The 24,091-nt window shown below is 69.2% G+C and carries 25 protein-coding genes; 21 read left to right on the top strand and 4 right to left on the bottom strand.

Annotation, left to right across the window (positions count from 1 at the left end):
* Window positions 1–24: 24 nt before the first annotated feature.
* The gene (locus tag QU603_RS15120) at window positions 25–423 is read right to left on the bottom strand and encodes a phage holin family protein (RefSeq protein WP_308492201.1); all 399 of its coding nucleotides are present in this window, start codon (window positions 421–423) and stop codon (window positions 25–27) included.
* 200 nt (window positions 424–623) lie between these two features.
* On the opposite strand from QU603_RS15120, the gene QU603_RS15115 reads away from it, so the two are divergent.
* The 12 genes from QU603_RS15115 to QU603_RS15060 all read left to right on the top strand — a co-directional run bounded on the left by QU603_RS15115 (window position 624) and on the right by QU603_RS15060 (window position 12,958).
* Window positions 624–1,724 (top strand): histidinol-phosphate transaminase, encoded by a 1,101-nt coding sequence (locus tag QU603_RS15115; RefSeq protein WP_308492200.1) that lies wholly within the window; start codon window positions 624–626, stop codon window positions 1,722–1,724.
* 104 nt (window positions 1,725–1,828) lie between these two features.
* Window positions 1,829–2,980 carry a thiamine pyrophosphate-dependent enzyme gene (locus QU603_RS15110; RefSeq protein ID WP_308492199.1) on the top strand — a complete coding sequence of 384 codons (1,152 nt, stop codon included), beginning with the start codon at window positions 1,829–1,831 and terminating at the stop codon, window positions 2,978–2,980.
* Entirely contained in the window at window positions 2,977–4,032 is a 1,056-nt protein-coding gene (locus QU603_RS15105; protein WP_308492198.1) for an alpha-ketoacid dehydrogenase subunit beta, read from the top strand. The genes QU603_RS15110 and QU603_RS15105 overlap by 4 nt, the downstream gene beginning before the upstream one ends.
* A gap of 48 nt (window positions 4,033–4,080) precedes the next feature.
* Window positions 4,081–5,475: a dihydrolipoamide acetyltransferase family protein gene (locus QU603_RS15100; protein ID WP_308492197.1), complete on the top strand. Its 1,395-nt coding sequence runs from the start codon at window positions 4,081–4,083 to the stop codon at window positions 5,473–5,475.
* Window positions 5,476–5,552: 77 nt separating this feature from the next.
* Window positions 5,553–6,437 carry a metal ABC transporter solute-binding protein, Zn/Mn family gene (locus tag QU603_RS15095; RefSeq protein ID WP_308492196.1) on the top strand — a complete coding sequence of 295 codons (885 nt, stop codon included), beginning with the start codon at window positions 5,553–5,555 and terminating at the stop codon, window positions 6,435–6,437.
* 41 nt (window positions 6,438–6,478) lie between these two features.
* Window positions 6,479–7,315, top strand: coding sequence for a metal ABC transporter ATP-binding protein (locus QU603_RS15090; protein WP_308492195.1), 837 nt, complete (start codon window positions 6,479–6,481; stop codon window positions 7,313–7,315).
* Window positions 7,312–8,187, top strand: coding sequence for a metal ABC transporter permease (locus QU603_RS15085; RefSeq protein WP_308492194.1), 876 nt, complete (start codon window positions 7,312–7,314; stop codon window positions 8,185–8,187). Before QU603_RS15090 ends, QU603_RS15085 begins: the two co-directional genes overlap by 4 nt.
* A gap of 61 nt (window positions 8,188–8,248) precedes the next feature.
* Complete coding sequence (locus QU603_RS15080; protein ID WP_308492193.1) at window positions 8,249–9,022, top strand: COG4705 family protein; 774 nt, start codon at window positions 8,249–8,251, stop codon at window positions 9,020–9,022.
* A gap of 111 nt (window positions 9,023–9,133) precedes the next feature.
* Window positions 9,134–9,568: a Fur family transcriptional regulator gene (locus tag QU603_RS15075; protein ID WP_308492192.1), complete on the top strand. Its 435-nt coding sequence runs from the start codon at window positions 9,134–9,136 to the stop codon at window positions 9,566–9,568.
* Between the two features lie 43 nt (window positions 9,569–9,611).
* Window positions 9,612–10,625 (top strand): permease, encoded by a 1,014-nt coding sequence (locus QU603_RS15070; protein WP_308492191.1) that lies wholly within the window; start codon window positions 9,612–9,614, stop codon window positions 10,623–10,625.
* The gene (locus QU603_RS15065; protein ID WP_308492190.1) at window positions 10,618–11,499 is read left to right on the top strand and encodes a TIGR03943 family putative permease subunit; all 882 of its coding nucleotides are present in this window, start codon (window positions 10,618–10,620) and stop codon (window positions 11,497–11,499) included. Before QU603_RS15070 ends, QU603_RS15065 begins: the two co-directional genes overlap by 8 nt.
* Window positions 11,489–12,958, top strand: a complete 1,470-nt coding sequence (locus QU603_RS15060; protein ID WP_308492189.1) for a hypothetical protein — start codon at window positions 11,489–11,491, stop codon at window positions 12,956–12,958. Before QU603_RS15065 ends, QU603_RS15060 begins: the two co-directional genes overlap by 11 nt.
* 7 nt (window positions 12,959–12,965) lie before the next feature.
* On the opposite strand, the gene QU603_RS15055 is transcribed toward QU603_RS15060, so the two are convergent.
* Complete coding sequence (locus QU603_RS15055) at window positions 12,966–13,685, bottom strand: glutamine amidotransferase-related protein (RefSeq protein ID WP_308492188.1); 720 nt, start codon at window positions 13,683–13,685, stop codon at window positions 12,966–12,968.
* 54 nt (window positions 13,686–13,739) lie between these two features.
* Between QU603_RS15055 and QU603_RS15050 the strand changes: the two genes are divergently transcribed.
* Window positions 13,740–14,429 (top strand): DNA-3-methyladenine glycosylase, encoded by a 690-nt coding sequence (locus QU603_RS15050; RefSeq protein ID WP_308492187.1) that lies wholly within the window; start codon window positions 13,740–13,742, stop codon window positions 14,427–14,429.
* A 28-nt stretch (window positions 14,430–14,457) separates the two neighbouring features.
* Here the strand turns inward: QU603_RS15050 and QU603_RS15045 are convergent, their stop codons facing one another.
* Window positions 14,458–15,297, bottom strand: coding sequence for a helix-turn-helix transcriptional regulator (locus tag QU603_RS15045; RefSeq protein WP_308492186.1), 840 nt, complete (start codon window positions 15,295–15,297; stop codon window positions 14,458–14,460).
* Window positions 15,298–15,399: 102 nt separating this feature from the next.
* On the opposite strand from QU603_RS15045, the gene QU603_RS15040 reads away from it, so the two are divergent.
* From QU603_RS15040 to QU603_RS15015, 6 genes are all read left to right on the top strand, one after another.
* On the top strand, window positions 15,400–16,161 hold the full coding sequence (locus tag QU603_RS15040; protein ID WP_308494043.1) for an SDR family oxidoreductase: 762 nt from the start codon (window positions 15,400–15,402) through the stop codon (window positions 16,159–16,161).
* Between the two features lie 509 nt (window positions 16,162–16,670).
* On the top strand, window positions 16,671–16,907 hold the full coding sequence (gene rpmB, locus QU603_RS15035; RefSeq protein ID WP_055987914.1) for a 50S ribosomal protein L28: 237 nt from the start codon (window positions 16,671–16,673) through the stop codon (window positions 16,905–16,907).
* Entirely contained in the window at window positions 16,907–17,077 is a 171-nt protein-coding gene (gene rpmG / locus QU603_RS15030; protein ID WP_036301131.1) for a 50S ribosomal protein L33, read from the top strand. Before rpmB ends, rpmG begins: the two co-directional genes overlap by 1 nt.
* 4 nt (window positions 17,078–17,081) lie before the next feature.
* Window positions 17,082–17,387, top strand: a complete 306-nt coding sequence (gene rpsN / locus QU603_RS15025; protein ID WP_308492185.1) for a 30S ribosomal protein S14 — start codon at window positions 17,082–17,084, stop codon at window positions 17,385–17,387.
* A gap of 261 nt (window positions 17,388–17,648) precedes the next feature.
* The gene (locus tag QU603_RS15020) at window positions 17,649–17,936 is read left to right on the top strand and encodes an HU family DNA-binding protein (RefSeq protein ID WP_308492184.1); all 288 of its coding nucleotides are present in this window, start codon (window positions 17,649–17,651) and stop codon (window positions 17,934–17,936) included.
* A gap of 128 nt (window positions 17,937–18,064) precedes the next feature.
* Window positions 18,065–20,062, top strand: a complete 1,998-nt coding sequence (locus QU603_RS15015) for a bifunctional copper resistance protein CopD/cytochrome c oxidase assembly protein (RefSeq protein ID WP_308492183.1) — start codon at window positions 18,065–18,067, stop codon at window positions 20,060–20,062.
* Between the two features lie 10 nt (window positions 20,063–20,072).
* Here the strand turns inward: QU603_RS15015 and QU603_RS15010 are convergent, their stop codons facing one another.
* Window positions 20,073–21,212, bottom strand: a complete 1,140-nt coding sequence (locus QU603_RS15010; protein ID WP_308492182.1) for a hypothetical protein — start codon at window positions 21,210–21,212, stop codon at window positions 20,073–20,075.
* Window positions 21,213–21,294: 82 nt separating this feature from the next.
* Between QU603_RS15010 and QU603_RS15005 the strand changes: the two genes are divergently transcribed.
* Together QU603_RS15005 and QU603_RS15000 are read left to right on the top strand one after the other, a co-directional pair.
* Window positions 21,295–22,653: an ATP-dependent DNA helicase gene (locus QU603_RS15005; RefSeq protein ID WP_308492181.1), complete on the top strand. Its 1,359-nt coding sequence runs from the start codon at window positions 21,295–21,297 to the stop codon at window positions 22,651–22,653.
* A 102-nt stretch (window positions 22,654–22,755) separates the two neighbouring features.
* The gene (locus QU603_RS15000; protein WP_308492180.1) at window positions 22,756–24,048 is read left to right on the top strand and encodes a serine hydrolase domain-containing protein; all 1,293 of its coding nucleotides are present in this window, start codon (window positions 22,756–22,758) and stop codon (window positions 24,046–24,048) included.
* Window positions 24,049–24,091 lie beyond the last annotated feature (43 nt).

The following is a 24,091-nucleotide window of genomic DNA, read 5'->3' as shown; positions in this document are numbered from 1 at the left end:
GTGGGGTTATTCCGCTGACGGGGCTCAGCGCTTGCGCGCCGGGCGCAGGAAGATGCCGAGGATCCAGTTGATCACCGTGATGATCAGAGCCGCGACCACGCCCCACCAGAAGTCCTCGACGCGCAGGCCCCAGCTCCACCAGTGCGTGAGCCAGGCGGTCAGCCACAGCAGAAAGCCATTGATCAGCAGGGAGATCAAGCCGAGCGTGAGGATGTACAGCGGCAAGGCGACGATCTTGATCACCGTGCCGATGATGGTGTTCACGATTGCGAAGATCGCCGCCACGATCAGCAGCGTGATGATCGTGGACAGCGTGCCGTCCCAGCCCACCTTGATCGGCAGCACCGAGACCTGCAGCACCGGGATGAGGGTCACGACCCAGATCGCGAAGGCGTTGATCACCACACGGATGAGGAAGCGCATGCGCCCAGTCTGGCATGTCGTGCCCGCCAGGCGAAGGGTCCGTGTCAGCCGCGCGTGACGGGCACCGCCGACCCGGCTGTCGAGATCGCCCCATGGGATATTTCCCCACCCGCGCGGCCGTCCCGTTTCGGCCCGCGTTGCTCGCTCAGCGCCCGAGACGGCACAAGCGTGCGGCCGCGGCATCCTCGTAGACTCAAGGGGTGACCGAAGACGTTCCTGTGCGCATCCGCCCCGAGATCGCTGCCCTCGCGCCGTACAAGCAGGGCAAGCAGGCCGGCGCCGACGCGTTCAAGCTGTCCAGCAACGAGAATCCGAACGAGCCGCTGCCCAGCGTCGTCGAGTCGCTGCGGCGCACCGTCGGGGTGAACAGGTACCCGGATGCCACGGCCGCCCGCCTGCGTCAGCGGCTCGCCGAGCGCTACGGCGTGCTGCCCGACGAGGTGCACGTCGGTGCCGGCAGCGTGTCGATCCTGTCGCAGCTGATGCTGGCCGCCGCCGGACCCGGCGACGAGGTCGTCTACGCGTGGCGGTCGTTCGAGGCCTACCCCGGGCTGGTGCTCGTCGCCGGGGCCACGCCGGTCGAAGTCCCGCTGAAAGAAGGCGCTCGGCACGACCTGGACGCCATGGCGGCGGCGATCACAGACCGCACCCGCGCGGTGATCGTGTGCAGCCCCAACAACCCGACCGGCCCGACCGTGACCCAGGCGGAGTTCGAGGCGTTCCTGGCGAAGGTTCCCCGCGATCTGCTGGTCGTGCTCGACGAGGCGTACGCCGAGTTCGTCACCGATCCCGACGCCGTCGACGGCATGACCAAGCTCGGACGTGACGACCACCCGAACGTCGTCGTGCTGCGCACGTTCTCGAAGGCGTTCGGCCTGGCCGGTCTGCGCGTCGGCTACGCGATCGGACACCGCCGCATCCTCGACGCCGCCCGCTCGACCGCGGTGCCGCTCTCGGTGACGGCGCAGTCCGAAGAGGCGGCCCTGGCGAGCCTGGACGCCGAGGCCGAACTGCTCGAGCGCGTGCGCGAGATCGCCGACCGCCGGGACCGGCTCGCCGCGGCGCTGCGCACACAGGGTTGGAACGTGCCCGATGCACAGGGCAACTTCGTGTGGCTGGCCACGGGTGCGCAGACGATGGATGCCGCAGCCGCCTTCGAGACCGCAGGCTGCATCGTCCGCCCCTTCGCCGGTGACGGCATCCGTGTCTCGGTCGGTGAGGAAGAGGCGCTCGAACCCGTCGAGCGGATCGCCGGCGCCGTTCTCGCCGGGCTTCCGGCCACGCATCCCGCGCGTCGGTGACGCCGAGACGATCGCGACGAACTGTGAGGCTCGCACTACGAATTGCAGCATCCGTTGTCGACGGTGTTGAAGAACGCGTCCCGCGGGGCGGTTAGCGTAGAACGGTGACCCAGACCGACGCCACGACGCTGGACGACACTGACCCGGGTATCGTGCGGATCCTGTCCGCAGACGGCACCTTCGCCCCCACGCCCGCCGCAGAGCCCTACCTCGCGCTGATCGACGCGCTCGCCGATGCTGAGCTCGAGCAGTTCTATCGCGACATGGTCGTGGCCCGCGCCTTCGACACGCAGGCCACGAACCTGCAGCGGCAGGGCCAGCTCGCCCTGTGGCCGCCGAGCTATGGGCAAGAGGCCGCGCAGGTGGGTTCGGCGCGTGCCGCCCGCGCGCAGGACCACATCTTCCCGTCGTACCGCGAGCACGTCGTGTGCACGATCCGCGGCGTCGACCCGATCGACATCATCCGCCTGATGCGCGGGCTGACCCACGGCGGGTGGGATCCGACCGATCCCGCCAACGGCAACACCCGGATCTACACTCTCGTGCTCGCCTCGCAGACCCTGCACGCGACCGGGTTCGGCATGGGGCTCGCCTTCGACGAGCGCAGCGGCACCGGCGACGTCGACCGCGACGAAGCCGTCATCGTCTACTACGGTGACGGCGCCTCCAGTCAGGGCGACGTGCACGAGGCGATGGTGTTCGCCGCCAGCTACCAGACCCCCGAAGTGTTCTTCCTGCAGAACAACCACTGGGCGATCTCGGTTCCGGTCTCGACCCAGGCGCGCGTGCCGCTGGCGAACCGGGCGGCGGGCTACGGCATCCCCTCTGTGCGCATCGACGGCAACGATGTGCTGGCCGCCTACGCGGCGACCCGCATCGCTCTCGACGAGGCGAGATCGGGCGGGGGTCCGCGCGCGATCGAGGCGGTCACCTATCGGATGGGCGCCCACACCACCAGCGACGACCCGACGAAGTACCGTACGTCCGAAGAAGAGGCATCCTGGGCACGGCGGGACCCGATCGACCGCATGCGAGCGTACCTGCGCGGGCGGGGCGCGTCCGACGCGTTGTTCACCGAGGTGGATGCCGCGGCCGCCGACTACGCGGCAGACGTGCGCGAGCGCACCACGCAGCTGGGCACGATCCCCGTCTCGACCATATTCGATCACGTGTATTCCGAGCCGCACCCGCTGATCGATCGCGAGAAGGCGTGGCTGGCCGACTACGAGGCATCCCTGGAAGGGGGCACCCGATGAGCACCGATCGCGCGGTCGCAGAACGTTTCGACGCTCCGTCGGCTCCCTCGACTCCTTCGGCTCCCTCGACGCCCGATGTCACGACGCTGCCGTTCGCGAAGGCGTTGAACGCCGGGCTGCGCCGTGCGATGCAGGGCGATGACCACGTGCTGCTGATGGGGGAGGACATCGGGAGGCTCGGCGGCGTGTTCCGCGTGACCGAGGGCCTGCAGGGCGAGTTCGGCGAGCGCCGCGTGCTGGACACGCCGCTGGCCGAATCGGGCATCGTCGGCACGGCGATCGGACTGGCGATGGCCGGATTCCGGCCTGTGGTCGAGATCCAGTTCGACGGGTTCGTCTTTCCCGCGTTCGACCAGATCACCACGCAGCTGGCCAAGATCACCAACCGGCACGAGGGTGCGCTGCGCATGCCGGTGGTCATCCGCATCCCCTACGGCGGCCACATCGGTGCGGTCGAGCACCACCAGGAGAGCCCCGAGACGTACTTCGCGCACACTCCCGGCCTGCGGGTGGTCTCGCCCTCGACCCCGAACGACGCGTACTGGATGATCCAAGACGCGATCGCCTCGGATGACCCGGTGATCTTCTTCGAGCCGAAGGCGAAGTACTGGCAGAAGGGCGAAGTCGCCCTCGACGAGCGCGCACTGCCGCTGCACGCCTCGCGCATCGTGCGCCGCGGCACCGATGTCACGCTCGTCGGCCACGGTGCCATGGTCACGACGCTGCTGCAGGCCGCTGCCCTCGCGGAGGGCGAGGGCACATCATGCGAAGTGGTCGACCTGCGCTCGCTGTCGCCGGTGGACTACGGGCCGCTGCTGGATTCGGTGCGCCGTACCGGCCGCATGGTCTATGCGCAGGAGGCGCCGGGCTTCGTCTCGCTGGGCGGCGAGATCGCCGCAACGGTCATGCAGGAGGCGTTCTATGCGCTCGAAGCACCCGTGCTGCGCGTGTCGGGGTTCGACACCCCGTTCCCGCCCGCCAAGCTCGAAGGCACCTACCTGCCCGACCCCGACCGCATCCTCGAGGCCGTCGACCGGGCCCTCGCCTACTGACTGCGCTTCTCACCCTCTCTCCTGCACCCGCCTACCGACAGGAACGACATGAACATCCAGACCTTCCTCCTGCCGGACGTCGGCGAAGGCCTCACCGAGGCCGAGATCGTCACCTGGCGCGTGGCCCCGGGCGACACCGTCGCGGTCAACGACGTCATCGTCGAGATCGAGACGGCCAAGTCGCTCGTCGAGCTGCCCTCGCCGTTCTCGGGAACCGTGGGCGATGTGCTGGTGGCCGAGGGGACGACGGTGGATGTCGGCACCCCGATCATCACGATCGCCGGTGGTGACGCGCCCGCCGCCGACGTCACGGTCGGCCAGAGCGCGCACGGCCAGCCCGAGCCCGAACCGCAGGACGAGGGTGCCGTGCTGGTCGGCTACGGTACCGGCGGTCAGGTCGCCTCGCGTCGCCGCAAGCCTGCCGAGCGTCCCGTGCGGGCCTCGGTCGGTGTGGTGGCCAAGCCCCCGATCCGCAAGCTCGCCCGCGACCTCGGTGTGGAGTTGGCCGCCGTCACCCCCTCCGGCCCCGCCGGTGAGGTCACCCGTGAGGACGTCATGCGGCACGCGTCGCAGGCCAGCGTCTTCCGCAACATCGCGACCCCGGAATGGCCCGAGGTGCGCGAAGAGCGCATCCCGGTTGCTGCCGAGATCGCGGCCTCGGCCGTGGCTCCCGTGCAGGCGACCGCGCCCTCGACGCTCGCACCCGCGCGGGCCGCGGCATCCCCCTCTTCGCGCGAGGACGAGCGCATCGAGACCATCCCCGTCAAGGGAGTGCGCAAAGCCACCGCGAACGCGATGGTCGGTTCGGCCTACAGCGCGCCGCACGTGTCGGTGTGGACCGATGTCGACGCCACCCGCACGATGGAGCTCGTCAAGCGGCTGAAGACCTCGCCCGACTTCGCCGACGTCAAGGTGTCGCCGCTGCTGATCATGGCGCGCGCGGTGATCTGGGCGGTGCGCCGCACCCCGATGGTCAACGCCGCGTGGGTGGATGCCGACTCGGGCGCAGAGATCCATGTGCGGCACTACGTGAACCTGGGCATCGCCGCCGCGACCCCGCGCGGACTGCTCGTGCCCAACATCAAGGACGCGCAGAACCTCTCGATGCGCGAGCTCGCCCGCGCGCTCGAGAAGCTCACCCTCACCGCCCGCGAGGGCAAGACGACCCCGGCCGACCAGCAGCACGGCACGGTCACCATCACCAACATCGGCGTGTTCGGGATGGATGCCGGAACCCCGATCATCAACCCCGGCGAGGCTGGGATCGTGGCGATGGGCACGATCCGCCAGAAGCCGTGGGTCGTCGACGGCGAGGTGCGCCCCCGCTGGGTCACCACCGTGGCCGGATCGTTCGACCACCGCGTGGTCGACGGCGACGGCATGAGCCGCTTCATCGCCGACGTGGCCTCGATCCTCGAGGAGCCCGCCCTCCTCCTGGATTGACCGCGCCCCTCCCTCCCTCGCTCCCTCGCTGGCGTCCCGAGTTGAGAATGATTCTCATTAAGGGTTAGGGTGTGGGGATGAGAGCGCGAGGCGTATGGGCAGGGGTGGTGGCGGCATCCGTCGTCTTGTTGGCGGGATGCTCGGGGTCGAGCACCGCGGACGACGGCCGCATCCACGTCGTCGCGTCGACGAACGTGTACGGATCGATCGCCGAGGCGATCGGCGGCGACGCCGTGGGCGTGACCTCGCTCATCGCGTCGGCGGCGCAGGATCCGCACGAGTTCGAAGCCAGCGCGCGCGACCAGCTGCGAGTCAGCGAAGCCGACGTCGTGATCGAGAACGGCGGCGGATACGACCCGTTCATGCAGGGTCTCATCTCCGCTTCCAGTTCGAAGGCCCAGGTGGTCACCGCGGTAGACCTGTCGCAGAAATTCACGCCCGGTGGCAATGAGCACGTGTTCTACGACCCGGCGACGATGGCAGCGCTCGCCGACGACCTCGCCGCGCGGTTCGCGAAGCTCGACCCGTCGGGGGCAGACACGTTCACCGCGAACGCGCATGCGTTCGGCGCCGGCATCGATCGCATCGAGGCGACCCTCGCCGCGATAGACAAGAAGCACCACGGGTCCGGGGTGTTCGTCACCGAGCCGCTGCCGCTGTACCTCACCGAGGCTGCGGGCCTGCGCAATCTGACCCCGGCGGCGTTCAGTGAGGCGGTCGAGGCCGGGCAGGACGTGGCACCCGCGATCCTGCTCGAAGCCCTGAAGATCGTCGCGAGCGACCAGGCGCAGGTGGTGATCGTCAACGAGCAGGCGGGCGGGTCCGAAAGCGACCGGGTGCAGGGAGCGGCGAAGGATGCCTCGACCCCCGTGCTCGCGTTCTCAGAACTGGTGCCCGACGGCGACACGTACCTGACCTGGATGCAGGGCAATGCCGACGCGCTCGCTCGCGCCCTCGGATGACGTCGTGCGAGCATGAGAACGGTTATCACTAAGGTGGAACGATGAGCTCGAACACCTCACCCGGCACGCCCCTCGTGATCGAGGGCGCCGCGCTGCGCCGTGACGGCCGCGAACTGTGGGCCGGGTTGGAGCTGACGGTCGACCCGGGCGAGCTCATCGCGGTGCTCGGTCCGTCCGGGTCGGGCAAGACCACGCTGCTGCGCGCGATCCTGGGACTCGAACGGCTCAGCGAAGGCCGCATCACCGCGCTGGGCGAACCCGTGCACCGCGCCGGCAACCGCCGCATCGGATACATCCCGCAGCAGCGCCCACTGCCGCCCGACACCGCGATGCGGGCGCGCGACCTCGTGCAGCTCGGCATCGACGGTCACCGGTTCGGACTGCCGTTCGCCCGCCGCGGCGATCACGACCGCGTCGACGCGCTGCTGGCCGCCGCCGGCGCGACCGCGTATGCCGACCGGCCCGTGGGCGACCTGTCCGGCGGCGAGCAGCAGCGGCTGCGCGTGGCGCAGTCCCTGGCCGACGACCCCAAGCTGCTGCTGTGCGACGAGCCGCTCACCAGCCTCGACCTGGCCAACCAGGACGCCGTGGTGCGCATGATCGACAAGCACCGCCGTGAGAGTCAGGCCGCGGTCATGCTGGTCACCCACGACATCAATCCGGTGCTCGGCAAGGTCGACCGCATCCTCTACCTCGCCGGCGGTCGCTTCATGCTCGGGGCCCCGCGCGACGTGCTGCGCAGTGACGTGCTCACCGACCTGTATGGGGCAGCGGTGTTCGTGCTGCGCGCAGGCAATCGACTGGTCGTGGTCGGAGCACCGGATGCCGAGGCATCCCATCATCATCATGAAAGCCACCTCGAAGGCGAACCCGTATGACCTGGAACGACGTGTGGGACGCGATGTTCGGGGGAGCCGCCGACTACGGCGCCATCCTTGCACTGGTGTCGAACTCGGTCTGGGCCGGCGCACTGTTGGGACTGGTCGGGGGACTGGTGGGCGTGTTCGTGATGCAGCGCGACATGGCCTTCGCCGTGCATGGCATCAGTGAGCTCTCGTTCGCCGGGGCGGCGGCTGCCCTGCTGGTCGGGGTGGATGTCGTGACCGGCTCGATCATCGGATCGTTGGTCGCCGCCGCGCTGATCGGGTGGCTGGGCGCCCGTGCGCGTGAGCGCAACTCGATCATCGGCGTGCTGATGCCGTTCGGGTTGGGCCTGGGCATCTTGTTCCTGTCGCTGTACCCCGGGCGCAGCGCCAACCGCTTCAGCCTGCTGACCGGTCAGATCGTCACCGTGCAGAACACCGAGCTGGGGTGGCTGGCCGCGATCAGCCTCGTCGTGCTCGTCGGGCTGTTGCTGATCTGGCGGCCGCTGCGGTTCGACTCGCTCGACCCGCAGGCCGCCGCCGCACGCGGCGTCCCGGTGCGCTGGGTGTCGCTGGCGTTCATGCTGCTGCTCGGGCTGATCGTGGCCGTCGCCGTCCACATCATCGGGGCGCTGCTCGTGCTGGCACTGGTGGTCACTCCCGCCGCGAGTGCGATGCGCGTCAGCGCGGGCCCGGTCGCCGTGCCCGTGCTCGCGGCGGTCTTCGGATTCGCGGCGGCCGTCGGCGGCATCCTGCTGGCCGTCATGGGCGAGCTGCCGGTCAGCCCGTACATCACGACCATCTCGTTCGTGATCTACCTGGTGTGTCGCGGACTCGGCGCCCGCCGCGGACGCGTGGTGCGCGCGGCGGCGACGGCAGCGGTCTGACCCGCGCCGTCGGGCTCACTGCTGATTCTTAGCCGGCGGCGCTCACCCTTGTCTGGTGCGCATGCAGACACCACCACGCAGCCTGGTCGCCCGGGTCGCGGTTCCCACCCTCGCCTTCTGGCTCGCCAAAGGCGCGTCGACGGCCCTCGGCGAGGCGCTGTCGGACTTCTCGATCCATGTGCTGCCGCCGGTGGCCGCGGTGCTGATCGGGTTCGTGCTGTTCGCGGCGGTGCTCGTGCTGCAGCTGACGCGGCGGCGCTTCATCCCCGCCGTCTATTGGCTGACCGTCGCCATGGTCGGTGTGTTCGGGACCATGGCCGCCGATGTCGTGCACGTCGTGATCGGTCTGCCCTACCTGGTGTCGGCGACGCTGTACGCCGTGCTGCTGGCCGCCGTGTTCACAGCCTGGAGGCTGACCGAGCACACGCTCGATGTGCATGCCATCACCACCACGCGCCGCGAGCTGTTCTATTGGGGGGCGGTGGTCGGCACGTTCGCGATGGGCACCGCGCTCGGCGACTTCACCGCGGTGGGGCTCGGAATGGGATACCTGCCCTCGGTCGCGCTGTTCGCCGTGCTGATCCTGATCCCCGCCCTCGGGTACCGCTTTCTGAGGTGGAACGGCGTGTTCGCGTTCTGGTTCGCCTATGTGCTGACCCGCCCGCTGGGCGCGTCGATCGCAGACGGGCTGGGCAAGCCGGTCAGCGCGGGCGGGGCAGGGCTCGGAGCGGGCTGGGTGTCGCTGGGGTTCGCCCTGGCCATGGTCGTCATCGTCGCGGTGTCGGTGCGGTGGACCGGCCGGCGGGCGCAGGTCGAGACCGCCGAGGTCGGCTGACCGCCGGTGTCGGCGAGTCGGCAGACCGGCGGGCGGCAGCCCCGTGGGCGGGCATCGTCGTCGCCTCACGTGCACAGCCCCTCTTCATACAGCCCGCCCTACACTCGAAGCATGGCCCAGCGCAACACGTGGCAGCGTGAACGCGTGCGCGAAGCCCTGGCCGAAACGCCGGGCTTCGTCAGCGCGCAGTCTCTGCATGCCACTCTGCGCGAAGAGAACACGGGCATCGGCCTTGCCACCGTGTACCGAGCGCTGTCTGACATGGCTTCGGCGGGCGACGCCGATTCGCTGCAGAGCCCGGAGGGCGAGAGCCTGTACCGTGCGTGCACGAGTCCCGGGCACCACCACCACCTCATGTGCAGGTCGTGCGGTCTGACCGTCGAGATCGCCGCGACCGACGTGGAGACGTGGGCGCGCGCCACGGCGGCCAGCCATGGGTTCACCCAGGCCGAGCACGTCGTCGACATCTTCGGATTGTGTGCGGATTGCACCGCGAACCGCGCCCGCACGGGGCGCCTGGCGACCGATGCCGCAGAGCACCACTGATCTGGCGAACCCCCGCACGCGCGCTGTGACGCACACGCGCGCTGTGACGCACACGCGCGCGCACGCGACGCCTGCGCGCCGACGCCGGCCTGCCCTGGCGGCCGGGATCGGAGCGCTCGCCGTCGTCGCGCTGTTCGCGGTCTTCGCCTTCGTGCCGCAGCTCACACCGGGGCTGCCCACTCGCCTGCAGGACGGCCTGACCCTCTCGATCAGCGTGCTCATCGAGTCGCTGCCGTTCGTCATGATCGGCGTCGTCCTGTCGATCGTGGTGCAGGTGTGGGTGCCTCCCGGGGCTCTGGAGAGATGGATGCCGCGGCGGGCGTGGGCTCGTCGGATCGTGCTGTCGTTCCTGGGCATGTTCGTGCCGGTCTGCGAGTGCGGCAACGTCCCGTTCGCGCGCGGCCTGCTCATGCGCGGGTTCAGCGTGCCCGAGACCCTGACGTTCCTCATCGCGGCCCCCATCGTCAACCCGATCGTGATCATCACCACGCACCAGGCGTTCGGATTCAGCGACGGCATCCTGATCGCACGGCTGGGCGGCGGTCTGCTGGTGGCCAACCTGCTCGGCTGGATCTTCAGCCGGCATCCCCACCCCGAGCGCCTGCTCACCGAGCGGTTCATCCGCACCTGCGACATCGCCGCGCAGGACCGCCACGGACGCGGGCAGCGCAGCATCGCCCAGTTCGTCGTCGAATTGCGCGCCGTGATGCCCGCCCTCATCATCGGGTCTGCGCTGGCGGGAGCCGTCCAGGTGCTCATCCCCCGCGACGCGCTGCTCGCGATCGGATCGAACCCCGTGCTGTCGATCGTCACGATGGTCCTGCTGGCGATGATCGTGTCGATCTGCTCGAACGTCGACTCATTCTTCGCGCTGTCGTTCGCCGCGACGTTCACGCCCGGTTCGATCGCCGCGTTCCTGATCGTGGGGCCGCTGGTCGACGTCAAGATGCTCACTCTGCTGCGCACGACGTTCCGTGCTCCGGCGCTCGTGGTCATGGTGGTCGTCGTGGTACTGACGGCGTTCGCGATCGCGGTGGGGGTGAATCTGCTTGCGTGACTCGTGGGGCGCATGGGGCGGCCGCTGGCTGGGCGTCGGTCTGGCCTCGGTGCTCGCCGTGGTCACCCTGGGACTGTGGGCCACGGGGCGTCTCGGTCTGTACATCAACCCGTCGTCGAACTGGTTCGCCGTTCCCATGGCGGTGCTCGTGCTGGTCGGCGCGGTGCTGAGCTTCCTGCTGCCGGCGGGGGCCGAGGCCGACCACGGCCACGACCACGGCGTCGGCCACGAACACGACCACCGCGTCGGCCACGATGACGTTCACGGCCAGGCTCCCGATCCCGGCGAAACCCGCCACCGGCGGCCCGGTGGGGCTCTGCCGCACTCCGGCCGCCGTCGCCGCCGCCCCTCCGTCGGCATCGGTGCCGTGGCCGTGGCAGCCGGCGGGGTCGCGGCATCCGTCGTCACCCTCTCGATGCTGATCGTCCCGCCCGCCAGCCTCTCGGCCGAGATCGCGCAGTCCCGCGACACCGGCGCAGCCCCGCTGTTCGCGGGGTCCGACGTGGTGGCGCTTGCCACGCGAGGTGACACGTCCCGCTTCGGCGTGGGCGACTGGGCGAGCGTGTTCGCCACGGCCACCAACACCGACGCGTTCGAGGGCGATGCGGTCACCCTCACCGGGTTCGTGTCAGCGGCGGCTGCCGCCGGCGGCTTCCGGCTGACGCGCATGGTCATCACGCACTGCGTGATCGACGCGCAGCCTGCCTCGGTGCCGGTCAGCGTCTCGGCCGCCGGCTCCGCGCACCGCAGCCTGGGCACCGGCGTCTGGGTGAGCGTGACCGGCACTGTGCGCTCCACGTCGGCGGGCAAGCTCGAGGTCGACGCGAGCCGCATCGAGCGCATCGCCGAGCCCAAGGACCCGTATGAGTACTGACGCGCCCCGAAGTGGGCGTCGCGCTGCGGGACGACGGCGTCAGGCCCGGCTCTATGCGGTGACGCTCGCTGTCGTCATCGCCGTGCTCGGGGTCGTCGGGCTCGCAGGAGCGGCGGTCACGACGGGTCAGGGACCGCGGGTGTCGAGCACGAGCTCCGACCCGAAGGCGGCGGTCGCGGCATCCGGATCGCGCCTGATCGTCGCGATGAACCAGTCCCTGCGCAAGGTCGAGGCCGAGCAGGTGACCGTGACCCCCGCCACGCCGTTCACCGTCGACACGTCGGGGCGCTCGATGGGCGTGCGCTTCACCCTGCCGCTGCACGACGACACCGAGTACACTGTGCGCTTTCGCGACGTCGTCGGCATCGGCGGCGGACCGGCCGCTGATGTCGTCGAGCGATTCCGCACCCCGCGTCTGCGCGTGCTCGTGATGCAGCGCGGGCAGGACGGCGACCGGATCCTCAGCACCGACGTGCGCGGCGGAGACCGCGAACCGGTGTTGACGGATGCGCACATCGAGGATTTCCGCGCCACCCCCGAGCACATCGTCGTCCAGACCCTCGACTCGCGTGGGCGGGCGCGGCTCACGGTGACCAGACCCGACGGCACCCATCGCCGTGCTCTCCCCCTGCCGGGGTCGGGGCAGATCGCGCAGCTGCAGATCGCCGACCGCGGAGATCTGGCCGGCTACACCTACACCGACGCCGACCCGGGCGCCGCCGGAGCGCAGATCAGCGCGCTGTACGTCGCGTCGTTGAAGGATGCCGCGGCCCGCACGCCGCCCCGCCGCATCCCGCTGCCGGGTTCTGACACGCGTGTGGCCGATTGGCGGTTCGTGCCCGACAGCGACAGCATCCTCGTGATGACCTTCGACGGGCGGATGCTGCTGACCGGCGCGAACGGCGACAAGCCCGTCGACCTCGGCCGGGGACTGGCCATCGACGGCATCGCCCGTGGCTCGTCGACCGCCGTGATCGAGCGCGCCGACGGCGTCTTCACGGTCGACCTGGCCGACGGCAAGCAGAAGCCGCTGCCGCCGGCGACCGAGGCCGGCGCCGCCGTGCCCGGCCAGGCCGGGCCGGTCGTTCCAGCGCCGGGGGATGACGGAACGACGATCCGCTACTACGCCGTGCTGCATGTCGCGGGAGCCGCGGGCGCGGACTCGGGTGCGCCCGAGGGCACCACCGTGTTCCGGGTCGACCGCGCGGGGAAGTCTCTGCCTGTGCTGCAGCTGCCCGCCGCCGACGCGGTGCTGCAGACCTGCGTGTCGCCCAGTGCGCGCTATGTCGCGGTGACCGTCGCCCCCGACACCGTGAACAACCCCTACGACCAGTACCAGCTGCCGATGCCGCTCAGGACGCTGACCCACATCGTGGATCTCACCGAAGGTCGCGAGGTCTCGCAGGTGCACGGCTTCGCGCCGTCATGGTGTCAGGAGCCGCCGGCACTGACGGGCTGAACGGCCGCTATCCGCGCGCGAATGCGGTGAGGATCCGTCCCGGCTCGGTCACCGATGAGGCGAGCACCCGCCCGGCGAGAGTGTCGAAGTCGTCGGACTCGAAGTATCCGCCGTTGCGATAGATCTCCATCCGCTCCACGAACGCGTGCGTGCTGGCTTCGGGGTGGAACTGCGTGGCGTACAGCCAGTCGCCCACGCGGAACGCCTGCACCGGGCACGCCTCGTTCGTCGCCAGCAGCACGGACCCCGGTGGAGTGGCCCCGGACCCCTCTTTGTGCGCTGTCAGCACGGTGAACCGGCTCGCCAGCCCGCCGAACAGCGGATCGTGCTCGCCGGCCGGGGTGAGCGCGACGGTCGCCGGCCCGGTGTCTTCGGGAAAGCGGCGGCTGACTTCGCCGCCCAGCATCCGGGTCACCACGCCGATGCCGTAGCAGGTGAACAGCGCCGCGGTGGTTCCTGCCGCCGCCGCCGCGGCGATCCGCTCGAGGTCGGCTTCGAGCCGCAGCTGCACGTCGGTTTTCGTCGAGGACGGATCGGTCACATTGAACGGGCTGCCGCCGACGAGGAACCCCGACCAGCGCTCGAACGCGTCGGGCGGCAGCGGGTCATGCACCAGATCGTGCATCTCGAGCTGGTCGCCGCCGACCTGCGACATCGACCGGAAGGATTCGTACTCCGCGTCCGCCGCGCCGCGCTGCGGGCGCACGCACATATACACGAGGGGCATGGCCGCGAGTCTAGAGGCGTATGGTGGTGCCAGAAACCCCCTGGTTCCCCTGCAATGACAGATCTTCTTCCCGACACGCGTCTGCGCCCCGCCACGCGCGATGACCTGACCCCGTTGCCGGTCGAGGTCGCGCCGCGCCTGCTGGGCGGCATCCTGACAGTGACGATGGATGCCGCAACTGTCGCGCTGCGGATCACCGAGGTCGAGGCCTACCACGGCAAGGGCACGGGCCCGGTGCCGGATCTGGGCTCGCACGCCCGCATGGGCTACACGGCCCGCAACGCGACGATGTGGGGCGAGCAGGGGCATCTGTACGTGTACCTCAGCCACGGAATCCACTCGTGCGCGAATGTCGTGTGCGGGCCGGAGGGCGAGGCCGGTGGCGTGCTGCTGCGCGCCGGCGAGATCGTGGACGGCATCGAGATCGCGCGCGTGCGGCGGCCCGCCGCCCACACCGATCGCGAGCTCGCCCGGGGTCCTGGGCGCCTGGGCGACGCGATGGGGCTCACGCACGCGCTGCACGACGGCATCGATGTGGTCGATGCGACGCCGTTCGGCGGGGCCGTGGCGCGACTCGCGCTGCGTGACGAGCCGTTGCAGGATGTGGCATCCGGCCCCCGTGTGGGCATCGCGGGAGTCTTCGGCACCGACGCGTTCCCGTGGCGGTTCTGGATCCCCGGCGACCGCACTGTCTCACCGTTCCGGTGGGGTCGCGGCGCGGCGGAGGCGGCGTCCCGGCTCTGACCGGCGCGGCCTGGACCTGTGCGCCCGGTCAGCCGCCCATGCGCTGCGTGCCCAGCACGGCGAGCAGTTCGAGCTTCTGCGCCGCCTCGGTGTGCGGTGGCGCGGTCAGCACGAGCAGCGCCTGCGACTGGTCTTCGGTGAACAGCACCTGGCAGTCCAGTTCGATCGGGCCGAGCTCGGGGTGGATGAGCGTCTTGTGGTCTTCGAACCGCGCTGCCACCTCGTGCCGCTCCCACAGCTCGGCGAACTCGTCGCTGGCCGACTGCAGCGCGCGCACCAGCTCACCTGCCCGCGAGCGCGGGCCCATCGCTCCGTAGGCGACGCGGAGGTTCGCCACCAGGGCGCGCGACTGGCGCGGGTGGTCGTCCTGCGGATAGATCGCGCGGGCGGCCGGTTCGGTGAACCAGCGATAGACATCGCTGCGCGCGAATCCGGTGCGGGCCGCGCTGTCCCCGAAGAGCGATGTGGCCATGCGATTGGCCACGAGCGTCTCGGCAAGATCGGACATGATGAGCGCGGGCGTGTCCTCCAACCTGTCGAGCACGCGCAGCAGCGCCGGGGCGACGTGGGGGAGCGAGGTGCGCCGATCCGGCGCAGAGTGCCCGGCCACGCGGAACAGGTAGTCGCGTTCGGAATCCGTCAGACGCAGTGCGCGCGCCAGCGCCGCCAGCATCTGCTCGCTGGGCTGTGGGCCGCGCCGCTGCTCGAGGCGCGTGTAGTAGTCGACCGACATGCCGGTCAGCTGTGCGACCTCTTCGCGCCGCAGTCCGGGGGCGCGCCTGCGTGCGCCCTCGGGCAGTCCGATGTCGCCGGGCTGCAGCGCCTCACGTCGGTGGCGGAGGAAGTCGGCCAGTGTGATGCGGTCCATGCGACCATTGTGCTGCCCGGGCGCGCTGCGAACCAGGGATCGCCGGTCCCCCGATCGACGGGTCTCTTACACCGCGGGCGGATGCCGCCGATCGTGGAACGCATGAACATCACAGGAAATACCGTCTTCATCCCCGGCGCGACGAGCGGGATCGGCCTCGCTCTCGCGCTCCGGCTGCAGGCCGCCGGAAACACCGTCATCATCGGCGGTCGCCGCACCGAACTGCTCGCGCGGCTGCACGCGGAGCACGGGCTGGACACCGTCCGCATCGACACGACCGATCCTGACGACATCCGCACCGCCGCCGCTGACGTGATCGGCACGCACCCCCAGTTGAACGTGCTGATCGCCATGGCGGGCATCATGCGGGTGGAGGACTGGCGCAGCGACGGCTTCCTCGCCGACGCCGAGCAGACCGTCACGACGAACCTGCTGGGCCCGATCCGGCTGGTCGCCGCCTTCATCGGGCACCTGCAGACGCAGCCGGACGCGATGATCGTCACCGTCTCCAGCGGCCTCGCTCACACGCCGCTGCGTGTGACGCCCAGCTACAACGCGACCAAGGCCGCCATCCACATGCTCTCCGAGTCGCTCCGACTGCAGCTGTCCGACACCTCTGTGAGCGTGCTCGAGCTGGTGCCGCCGGCCGTGGCGACCGATCTGATGCCCGGACAGCGCACGAACCCGTTCGCCATGCCGCTGGATGAGTTCGTCGACGAGACGATGGCGTTGATCGCGGCCCAACCCGACCAGCACGAAGTGCTCGTCGAGAACGTGAAGCCGCTGCGCTTCGGCGAGGTGCGCGGCGACTACGACCAGACCGTCGAGGCGCTGAACCGGACCGATCCGCATGTTGCCGCCTGAGCAGCCGTCTGAGCAGAAGAACCCCAGGTCAGCAACCAGGATGTGACTTCCCCTCGGAAGTGGGCTATGGTCACTCGGAATACCCGCCGGCTGGACCAAGGGAAGCGAGTATCACGATGGCTGACAAGAACCGTGCGAAGAAAGCTCCGCAGGCGACTCTGAAAGAGAAGCGCGCAGTGAAGAAGGAGCGCGCCGAGGAGACCACCGTCAAGGCGCGCAAGCGCTGACGTAGGACCTCGGTCGTTGAGCGGGCCTGCCGGATGTGCGGCCGAGACGAAGCGCCGCCGACGTCGCTTCGTCTCGCCCGGCCCGCTCAACGGCTGAGAGGGGCCGCCGTCACGGCGAAACGCCCGGCCATGCTAGACTCTCCCCTTGTCTGTGCGCACTCCTGCGTGCAGTTCGCACCCTCCTGATGACACCGACCGAAAACGGCCGGTTCTTCGGCTGGGTGCAGACAAGGGATCTTGGGTGAGGCCGTCCGGTCTCACGGTATAGAAGGAGACATCACCATGGCTGCAGTGTGCCAGGTGACTGGAGCGGTTCCCGGCTTCGGTCACAACATCTCGCACTCGCACCGTCGGACGAAGCGCCGCTTCGACCCGAACGTGCAGAAGAAGACCTATTTCGTTCCGTCGCTGGGCCGTAAGATCACGCTGAACGTGTCTGCCAAGGGCATCAAGGTGATCGACGCCCGTGGCATCGAGTCGGTCGTGAAGGACCTGATCGCGAAGGGTGTGAAGCTCTGATGGCGAAGAAGTCACAGGACGTCCGTCCGATCATCAAGCTGCGTTCCACCGCTGGCACGGGGTACACCTACGTGACCCGCAAGAACCGCCGCAACAACCCCGACCGCATCGTGCTGAAGAAGTACGACCCGGTAGTGCGCAAGCACGTCGAATTCCGAGAGGAGCGCTGATCGCATGGCCAAGAAGAGCAAGATCGCGCGCAACAACCAGCGCGCCGAGATCGTCGCCCGTTACGCCGAGAAGCGCGCCGAGCTGAAGAAGCAGCTGATCGACCCCACCTCCACCGACGAGCAGCGCGAAGCCGCTCGCGTGGGTCTGCAGAAGCTGCCCCGCAACGCGTCGCCCGTACGCCTGCGCAACCGCGATGTCATCGACGGCCGCCCGCGCGGCAACCTGTCGAAGTTCGGCATCTCGCGTGTGCGCTTCCGCGACATGGCGCACCGTGGCGAACTGCCCGGCGTGACCAAGTCGAGCTGGTAACACCAGCTCGCGTCAGACAAGGCCGGAACCCCGCGGGGTTCCGGCCTTCGTCGTTCTCCGCAGTCAAACGCCACATCAGTCACTTGCGTCACATAAGACACCGCGACACGCCGGTGAGAATCGGGGAGGATGCCGCGAAATCCGCGTGATTCCGCGGTTTCTTGGTACATTCGACGCGGTCGCATTGACCAGCCGGGGGGCGCAGGGCTCCTCGGTCACGTAGAGAAGGCGGCAACCACGCCGTCTGGAGGACACATCCACATGGCCGACAAGTCCATCACCAAGACCGAACTCGTTGCGAGCATCGCCAGCGCGACGGGCCAGAGCCAGGCCGTCGTCTCCGGCGTTCTCGACTCCCTCTTCTCCACGGTCTCCGAGGCCGTCGCCAAGGGCAGCAAGGTCTCGATCCCCGGTTGGATCGCGTTCGAGCAGGTCGCCACCGCGGCCCGCACCGGCCGCAACCCGCAGACCGGGGCCGAGATCAAGATCCCCGCCGGCAAGCGCGTCAAGGTCACTGCAGGCTCGAAGCTGAAGGCTGCGGTCAAGTAAGCACCGCCGGGTAAACACCGTCGAGCACGATCTTGCGATGAGGGATGCCGCAGCCGCGGCATCCCTCATCTTTTTCGTGTGATTCCCGCGGGGGGCTGACCTTCAGCGAATCCGCTTAGGCTTGAGGGGTGAACCCCCGCGCCCTGCGGGCCATCGGGCCCGTGCTTCTCGTTGTGGCCGCGCTCATCGCCGCGACCTGGGCGCTCGCCTTCGGCGGCGGTGCCGCGCCCCTTCAGCTGGGTGACCCCGGCCCCGGGGTGCGCTGGGGCCTGCCGCTGGTGACGCTGGTGGTCAATCTGTCGGCGGCAGGGCTGTGCGGGTCATTGGTGGTGGCGCTGTTCACGCTGCGCCCCGACGAGAAACCGTTCGACGTGGCGCTGCTGGTGGCCTCCGTCTCGGCCACGGTGTTCACGCTCGCCTCCGCCGCCACCGGCTTTCTCACGTTCGTCCTGACGTTCAACCCGACGATCGGCCTCGACAACACGTTCGGCAGCCAGCTGGGCAACTGGCTCACGCAGACCGAGGGCGGCCGCACTTGGCTGATCACGACGCTGGCCGGCGCCGTCATCTGCGTGCTGACCTACGCGGTGCGCGGCTGGACGATGACGCTGATCACCGCGGGCCTCGCCCTGGCGGCCCTCGTGCCCATGGGCACGCAGGGCCACTCCGGCGCGCTGGCCAGCCACGAACTGGCCGTCAGCGCGATGATCATGCACATGATCGGCGCCGCCGTGTGGCTCGGCGGTCTCGTGCTGCTGGTGGTCCTGCGTCCGATGGTCAAACGCGAGGCGATGGCCGACATGATGGCCCGCTACTCGTCGATCGCACTGGTGGCCTTCATCGTGGTCGCGATCTCGGGCATCGTGCGCGCCGCCGTCTCGCTCGGCGGTCTCAGCGAGATCTTCTCGGCCTACGGCACCGTGCTGCTGGTCAAGGTGCTCTCGCTGGTGCTGTTGGGCGTGTTCGGCGCGATCTATCGCACCCGTCTGATCTCCCGCGCGCGCGAGGCACGGGCATCCCGCAGCTTCTGGGGGTTCGTGCTGATCGAACTGATCATCATGGGCATCGCCAGCGGTGCAGCCGTCGCCCTCGCGCGCACGCCCCCGCCCGGCGATCAGGTGCCGGTGTCGCAGACCCCCGCCGAGATCTTGACCGGGGCACCGCTGCCGCCCGAGCTCACGCTGGCGCGCTGGTTCACCGAGTGGAACTTCGACGTGCTGTGGGTCGTCGTGTGCGGCTTCGGCCTCTTCTTCTACCTGGCCGGTGTGTGGCGCCTTCGCCGCCGTGGTGACAAGTGGCCGATCCACCGCACCGTGCTGTGGGTGGCAGGCATGCTGTTCCTGTTCTGGGTGACCTCGGGGCCGATCAACGCCTACCAGGACTACCTGTTCAGTGTGCACATGGGCGGGCACATGATGCTCACCATGGCGATCCCCGTGCTGCTGGTGCCCGGCGCACCCGTGACCCTTGCGCTGCGCGCGATCGCCAAGCGCCGCGACGGCACGCGCGGAGCACGCGAGTGGATCATGTGGGCCGTGCACACCCCGTTCGCGCGTGTGGTGACCAACCCGATCGTCGCGGCACTGATCTTCGGCGTCTCGCTGTGGGTGTTCTATTACACCGACCTGTTCCGATGGGCGCTGTACGACCACCTCGGCCACGAGTGGATGGTCGTGCACTTCCTCATCTCGGGCTACCTGTTCGTGCAGTCGCTGATCGGCATCGATCCGGTGCCGTACCGCATGCCGCACTCGCTGCGGCTGGTGGTGCTGATCCTGGTCATGGCCACGCACGCGTTCTTCGGGGTCACGCTGATGATGCAGTCCGGCCTGATGGTGGCCGAATGGTTCGGATCGATGGGACGCACCTGGGGTGCGACACCGCTGTTCGATCAGTATGTCGGCGGCGGGGTGGCGTGGTCGATCGGTGAGATCCCGACCATGATCCTCGCGATCGTGGTGGGCATCGACTGGAGCAGGAGCGATGCGCGCGCCGAGCGCCGTGCCGACCGTCAGGCCGACCGCACCGGCGACGCCGAGCTCGTGGCGTACAACGAGCGGCTGGCGGCGATGGCCGCGCGTGACGCTCGGGATGCAGCCCGCGAGGCGCAGCTTCAGCAGCGGTAGCGGCCGCGTCTCAGCTGCTGGGCGAGGCGATCTGGATCGAGGCGGCACCGCTGGGCGAGATGCCGATGGTGCCGACCATGCGGAACGGGACGTCCTCATCGACGTGGTGGATGGAGCCGTCGTAGATCGAGCGGATGTCCACGACGATGTGGGCCACGCCGCTGGTCTCGGGAATCGCCCAGTCCTCGTCTTTCGGGACGATCGTGATCTTCGGCTCCTTGACCATCGACCAGGTCGGCGGACTGTCGATGCGGTTGCGCACCACGTATCCGAACGGGCAGCCGGTCGGCTGGAGCACCTGCTGGGTCGCGCACTGATCGAGGAAGTCATCGACGCGGCTCTGCACCGTGTCGATGAACTTGTCGGTGGGCTCGGTCTGCACCTCCACCGGCACCTTCTTCATCGGGGCGTCTGAGAGCACAGCCACTCCGGGCGAATACGAGATCGGCGTGTCCACGCGCACCGAGTACAGGCCGGGGGTGAACATCAGCATCGGCACCGCATCGGCCGGGTCCACCTCGGAGCCGGCCAGAGCCACCTGACGCTTGTCGAGCCGGAAGCCGTTGACCTGGAACGTCATCGACCCGTGCAGCGTCAGATCGACCACCGCCAGCGGACTGCGGGCGAAACGCCAGGCCGGCAGCAGGCCGATATGGCCGTCGCCGGTGACCTGGAAGGTCGTGGTGCCCGGGTAGCCGCCTGCGCGATAATCCACCGTCACCTCGGTGATGTCGCCGTCGGTCCGCTCGGAGCGGACCTGCACGTCGGTCAGCGTCGACAGCGCCGACTGACGCAGCAGTGCCTCGGAGGCGTTCTTGGGCAGGCCCGCCGCCTGCATCTCGGACCGGTCGATGGCGACCCCGGCAACCAGCAGCGCATCGGCGGCATGCCCGGTCGAGAGCAGGTCGAGGTAATGCTCCACGAAGGCGGCCGGACTGTACAGGCTGCGGTACAGGAAGCTTCCGCCCACCCCCAGACCGCCCAGCAGCACCGCGACGATGACCCCGATGAGGGTGAGGTCCCGTCCGAGGCGAACACGGGTGCCGTCGGTGCGCACGGATGCGGTGGTCGCCGAATCCGGTTCCTGCGGCGGGGAGACAGAGGACTCGGGCGGCGCCTCAGCCGTCGCGTCCATCGATCCCCGATTCATCTCCTCAGTCTAGAAAGAGCATCCGGGAGGGTCCTGTGGATCGTCACGCGGCGTCGCGGGCGCGGGCCTCTACCATGGACAGGTGAGCACGCCGATCCTGTCCGCCGAGCAGGAGACGCTGTTCCGGCTCATCGAAGACACCCGCGAGCACGTGTTCGTCACCGGTCGCGCCGGCACCGGCAAGTCGACCCTGCTGAACCACCTCGCGATGCACACCGACAAGCAGATCGCGGTGTGCGCGCCCACGGGAGTCGCGGCGCTGAACGTGATGGGTCAGACGATCCACTCGCTGTTCAAACTGCCGATCGGACTGATCGGCCGCAAAGACGAGCCGCAGTCCGATGCGACGCGAAAGCTGCTGAACGCCATCGACACCCTCGTCATCGACGAGATCTCGATGGTCAACGCGGATCTGATGGATGCCGTGGACCGCGCGCTGCGCACCGCCCGGGGCCGCCGGGCCGAGCCGTTCGGCGGTGTGCAGATGGTGATGTTCGGCGACCCGTATCAGCTCGCCCCGGTGCCGCCGCGCGGCGACGAGAGACGGTACGTCGAGGATCATTACCGCTCGTTCTGGTTCTTCGATGCACATGTGTGGGCCGGTGAGGCCCCCGATGAGTCCGGCCTTCTCGACCTCGGACGCCACGGAGCCGAGCTGAACATCCGCGAGCTGCGCGACATCCACCGCCAATCCGACCCTGTGTTCAAGGCCATGCTCAACGCGGTGCGCCACGGGCATGTCACCGCCGAGATCGCCCAGGTGCTCAACGACACCGGTGCCCGCACGCCGCCTACCGCGGCCGATGACGAACCGCCGGTGATCACGCTGGCCACCCGCAACGACCGCGTCACCGCGATCAACAAGCGCCACCTCGATGCGCTGCCCGGGCGCGCTCAGACCGCTGTCGCCGAGATCAGCGGCGACTTCGGTCGCGGTGACGCGTATCCCGCCGACGTCGACCTCGCACTGAAAGTCGGTGCACAGGTGATGTTCCTGCGCAACGACACGCAGTCGTTCGGCGAGCCGCCGCGCTGGGTCAACGGCACGATCGGCACGGTCACCCGCATCGCCGGCGGCACGGTGCGCGTGGACGTGGACGGTGACGAGCATGACGTCGAACCGGCCGTGTGGGAGAAGTTCCGCTACGCGTACGACCCGTCGACCAAGGCGCTCTCGCGCGACATCGTCGCCGAGTTCACCCAGTTCCCGCTGCGGCTGGCGTGGGCGGTGACGATTCACAAATCGCAGGGCAAGACGTACGACCGGGCGATCATCGACCTGGGTTCGGGGGCGTTCGCACCCGGGCAGACCTACGTCGCCCTGTCGCGGTTGACCTCGCTGGACGGGCTGTACCTGACCCGCCCGCTGCGGCCACGTGACATCCAGGTCGACCCCGACGTTCAGCGGTTCATGGCAGGGGTGCGGGCCACGGCATCCTGAACCGCGCCTTCATGAGACCCTCGTCATTCGGCGATGCACCACAGGCACGCGCGATACGCGGTGTGTTTGAATGCTAACTGGACAGTCACCGGGGGGTGAGGGATGCCGATTCGTTCGAGGATCGCACGTGCCGTGGTCGCATCCCTCGGCGCGCTCGCCCTGGTGCTGACCGTCGTCGCATGCTCCTCGCCGGCCCACCCCAATGTGGTGGCTTCGCTCGCGCCTCACTCGCAGCTGCCCGACGCCACCCGACAGCAGCTGTCTGCAGCGGTCACCGATGCGATGGCCGCCACCGGGTCATCCGGCGCGATCGCCGGCGTGTGGGCCCCGTGGAGCGGCACGTGGGTGCAGGGCCTGGGATCGACGACGTGGGGCGGCAAGACGCCGGTCGACCCCGACATGACGTTTCGCGCCGGTCCCGTCACCCGCGCGATGACGTGCGATGTGCTCTATGAGGTGGCCGATCGAGGCACCGTCAGGCTCACCGACAGTGTCACGAAGTACGTCAGCGGCATCCCCAAGCTGTCGGAGGTGACGCTGCAGCAGCTGTGCGACGGCACCAGCGGGATCGGCTCGTATCGCGGCGTGCTCGAACCGCTGCTGCGCATGACGCCGGGCCGCACGTGGGATCCGCGCGAACTGGTGGGCTACGGCATCGGGCAGGTCGGCGAAGACCTGCAACCGGGTGTGGGCTTCCGCGACTCCGATGCGGGCTATGTGCTTCTGGGCCTGGCGCTGGAACGCGCGACGGGGAAGAGCGCGTCGGCGCTGCTCAGCGAGTACGTGTTCGACCCACTGGGCCTGTCGTCCTCGAAGCTTCCCGGGGCGACGGCGTCCGAACCCGTCGTCGGGTCATCGCAGCCGCTGCCGGGCTACTACCTGGCGTCCAGGACCAAGAGCGGCGCGTACGTCTGCGACAAGCAGACGGACATCACCGAGCAGTCGGCCAGTTTCGGGTTCACCGACTCGGGGGTCGTGTCTGACATCGAAGACGTGGCCGCGTACGCGCATGCGCTGGCCGAAGGCACGCTGGTCCCGACGAAGAAGCGCCTCGCCGCGCCGCTGGCGGTCGCACCCACCGCGCCGGCCTGGTTCACGACCGCGGGCGGCGTCGTGAAGGTCGGACCCCTGATCGGTCAGTACGGCCAGGCGTCGGGGTACCTTACAGCGGCGTTCGCCGATCCCGCCAGCGACCTGGTGGTCGCCGTGGTGCTCAACGACTCCACCGCAGGCCAAGGGCCGATCATCGACCTCGTGCGCGAACTGGCAGCCATCGCGTCGATGGCACCGGGCGTCGGGGGCAAAGCTGCGCCGGCTCTGGGATTGCCGTGGACCGCCGATCAGTTCCACGCCACGATCGCCAAGAACGCGATCTGCCCCGTCCCGCGCTCCTAGGGTGCAGGTCGACGCTCCTGGGGTGCAGGTCGGCGCTCCTGGG

It is taken from the genome of Microbacterium terrisoli (assembly GCF_030866805.1).
GTDB lineage: Bacteria > Actinomycetota > Actinomycetes > Actinomycetales > Microbacteriaceae > Microbacterium > Microbacterium terrisoli.
Note: the sequence above shows the minus strand (reverse complement) of the source record. Positions and strands in the feature narration are given on the sequence as shown.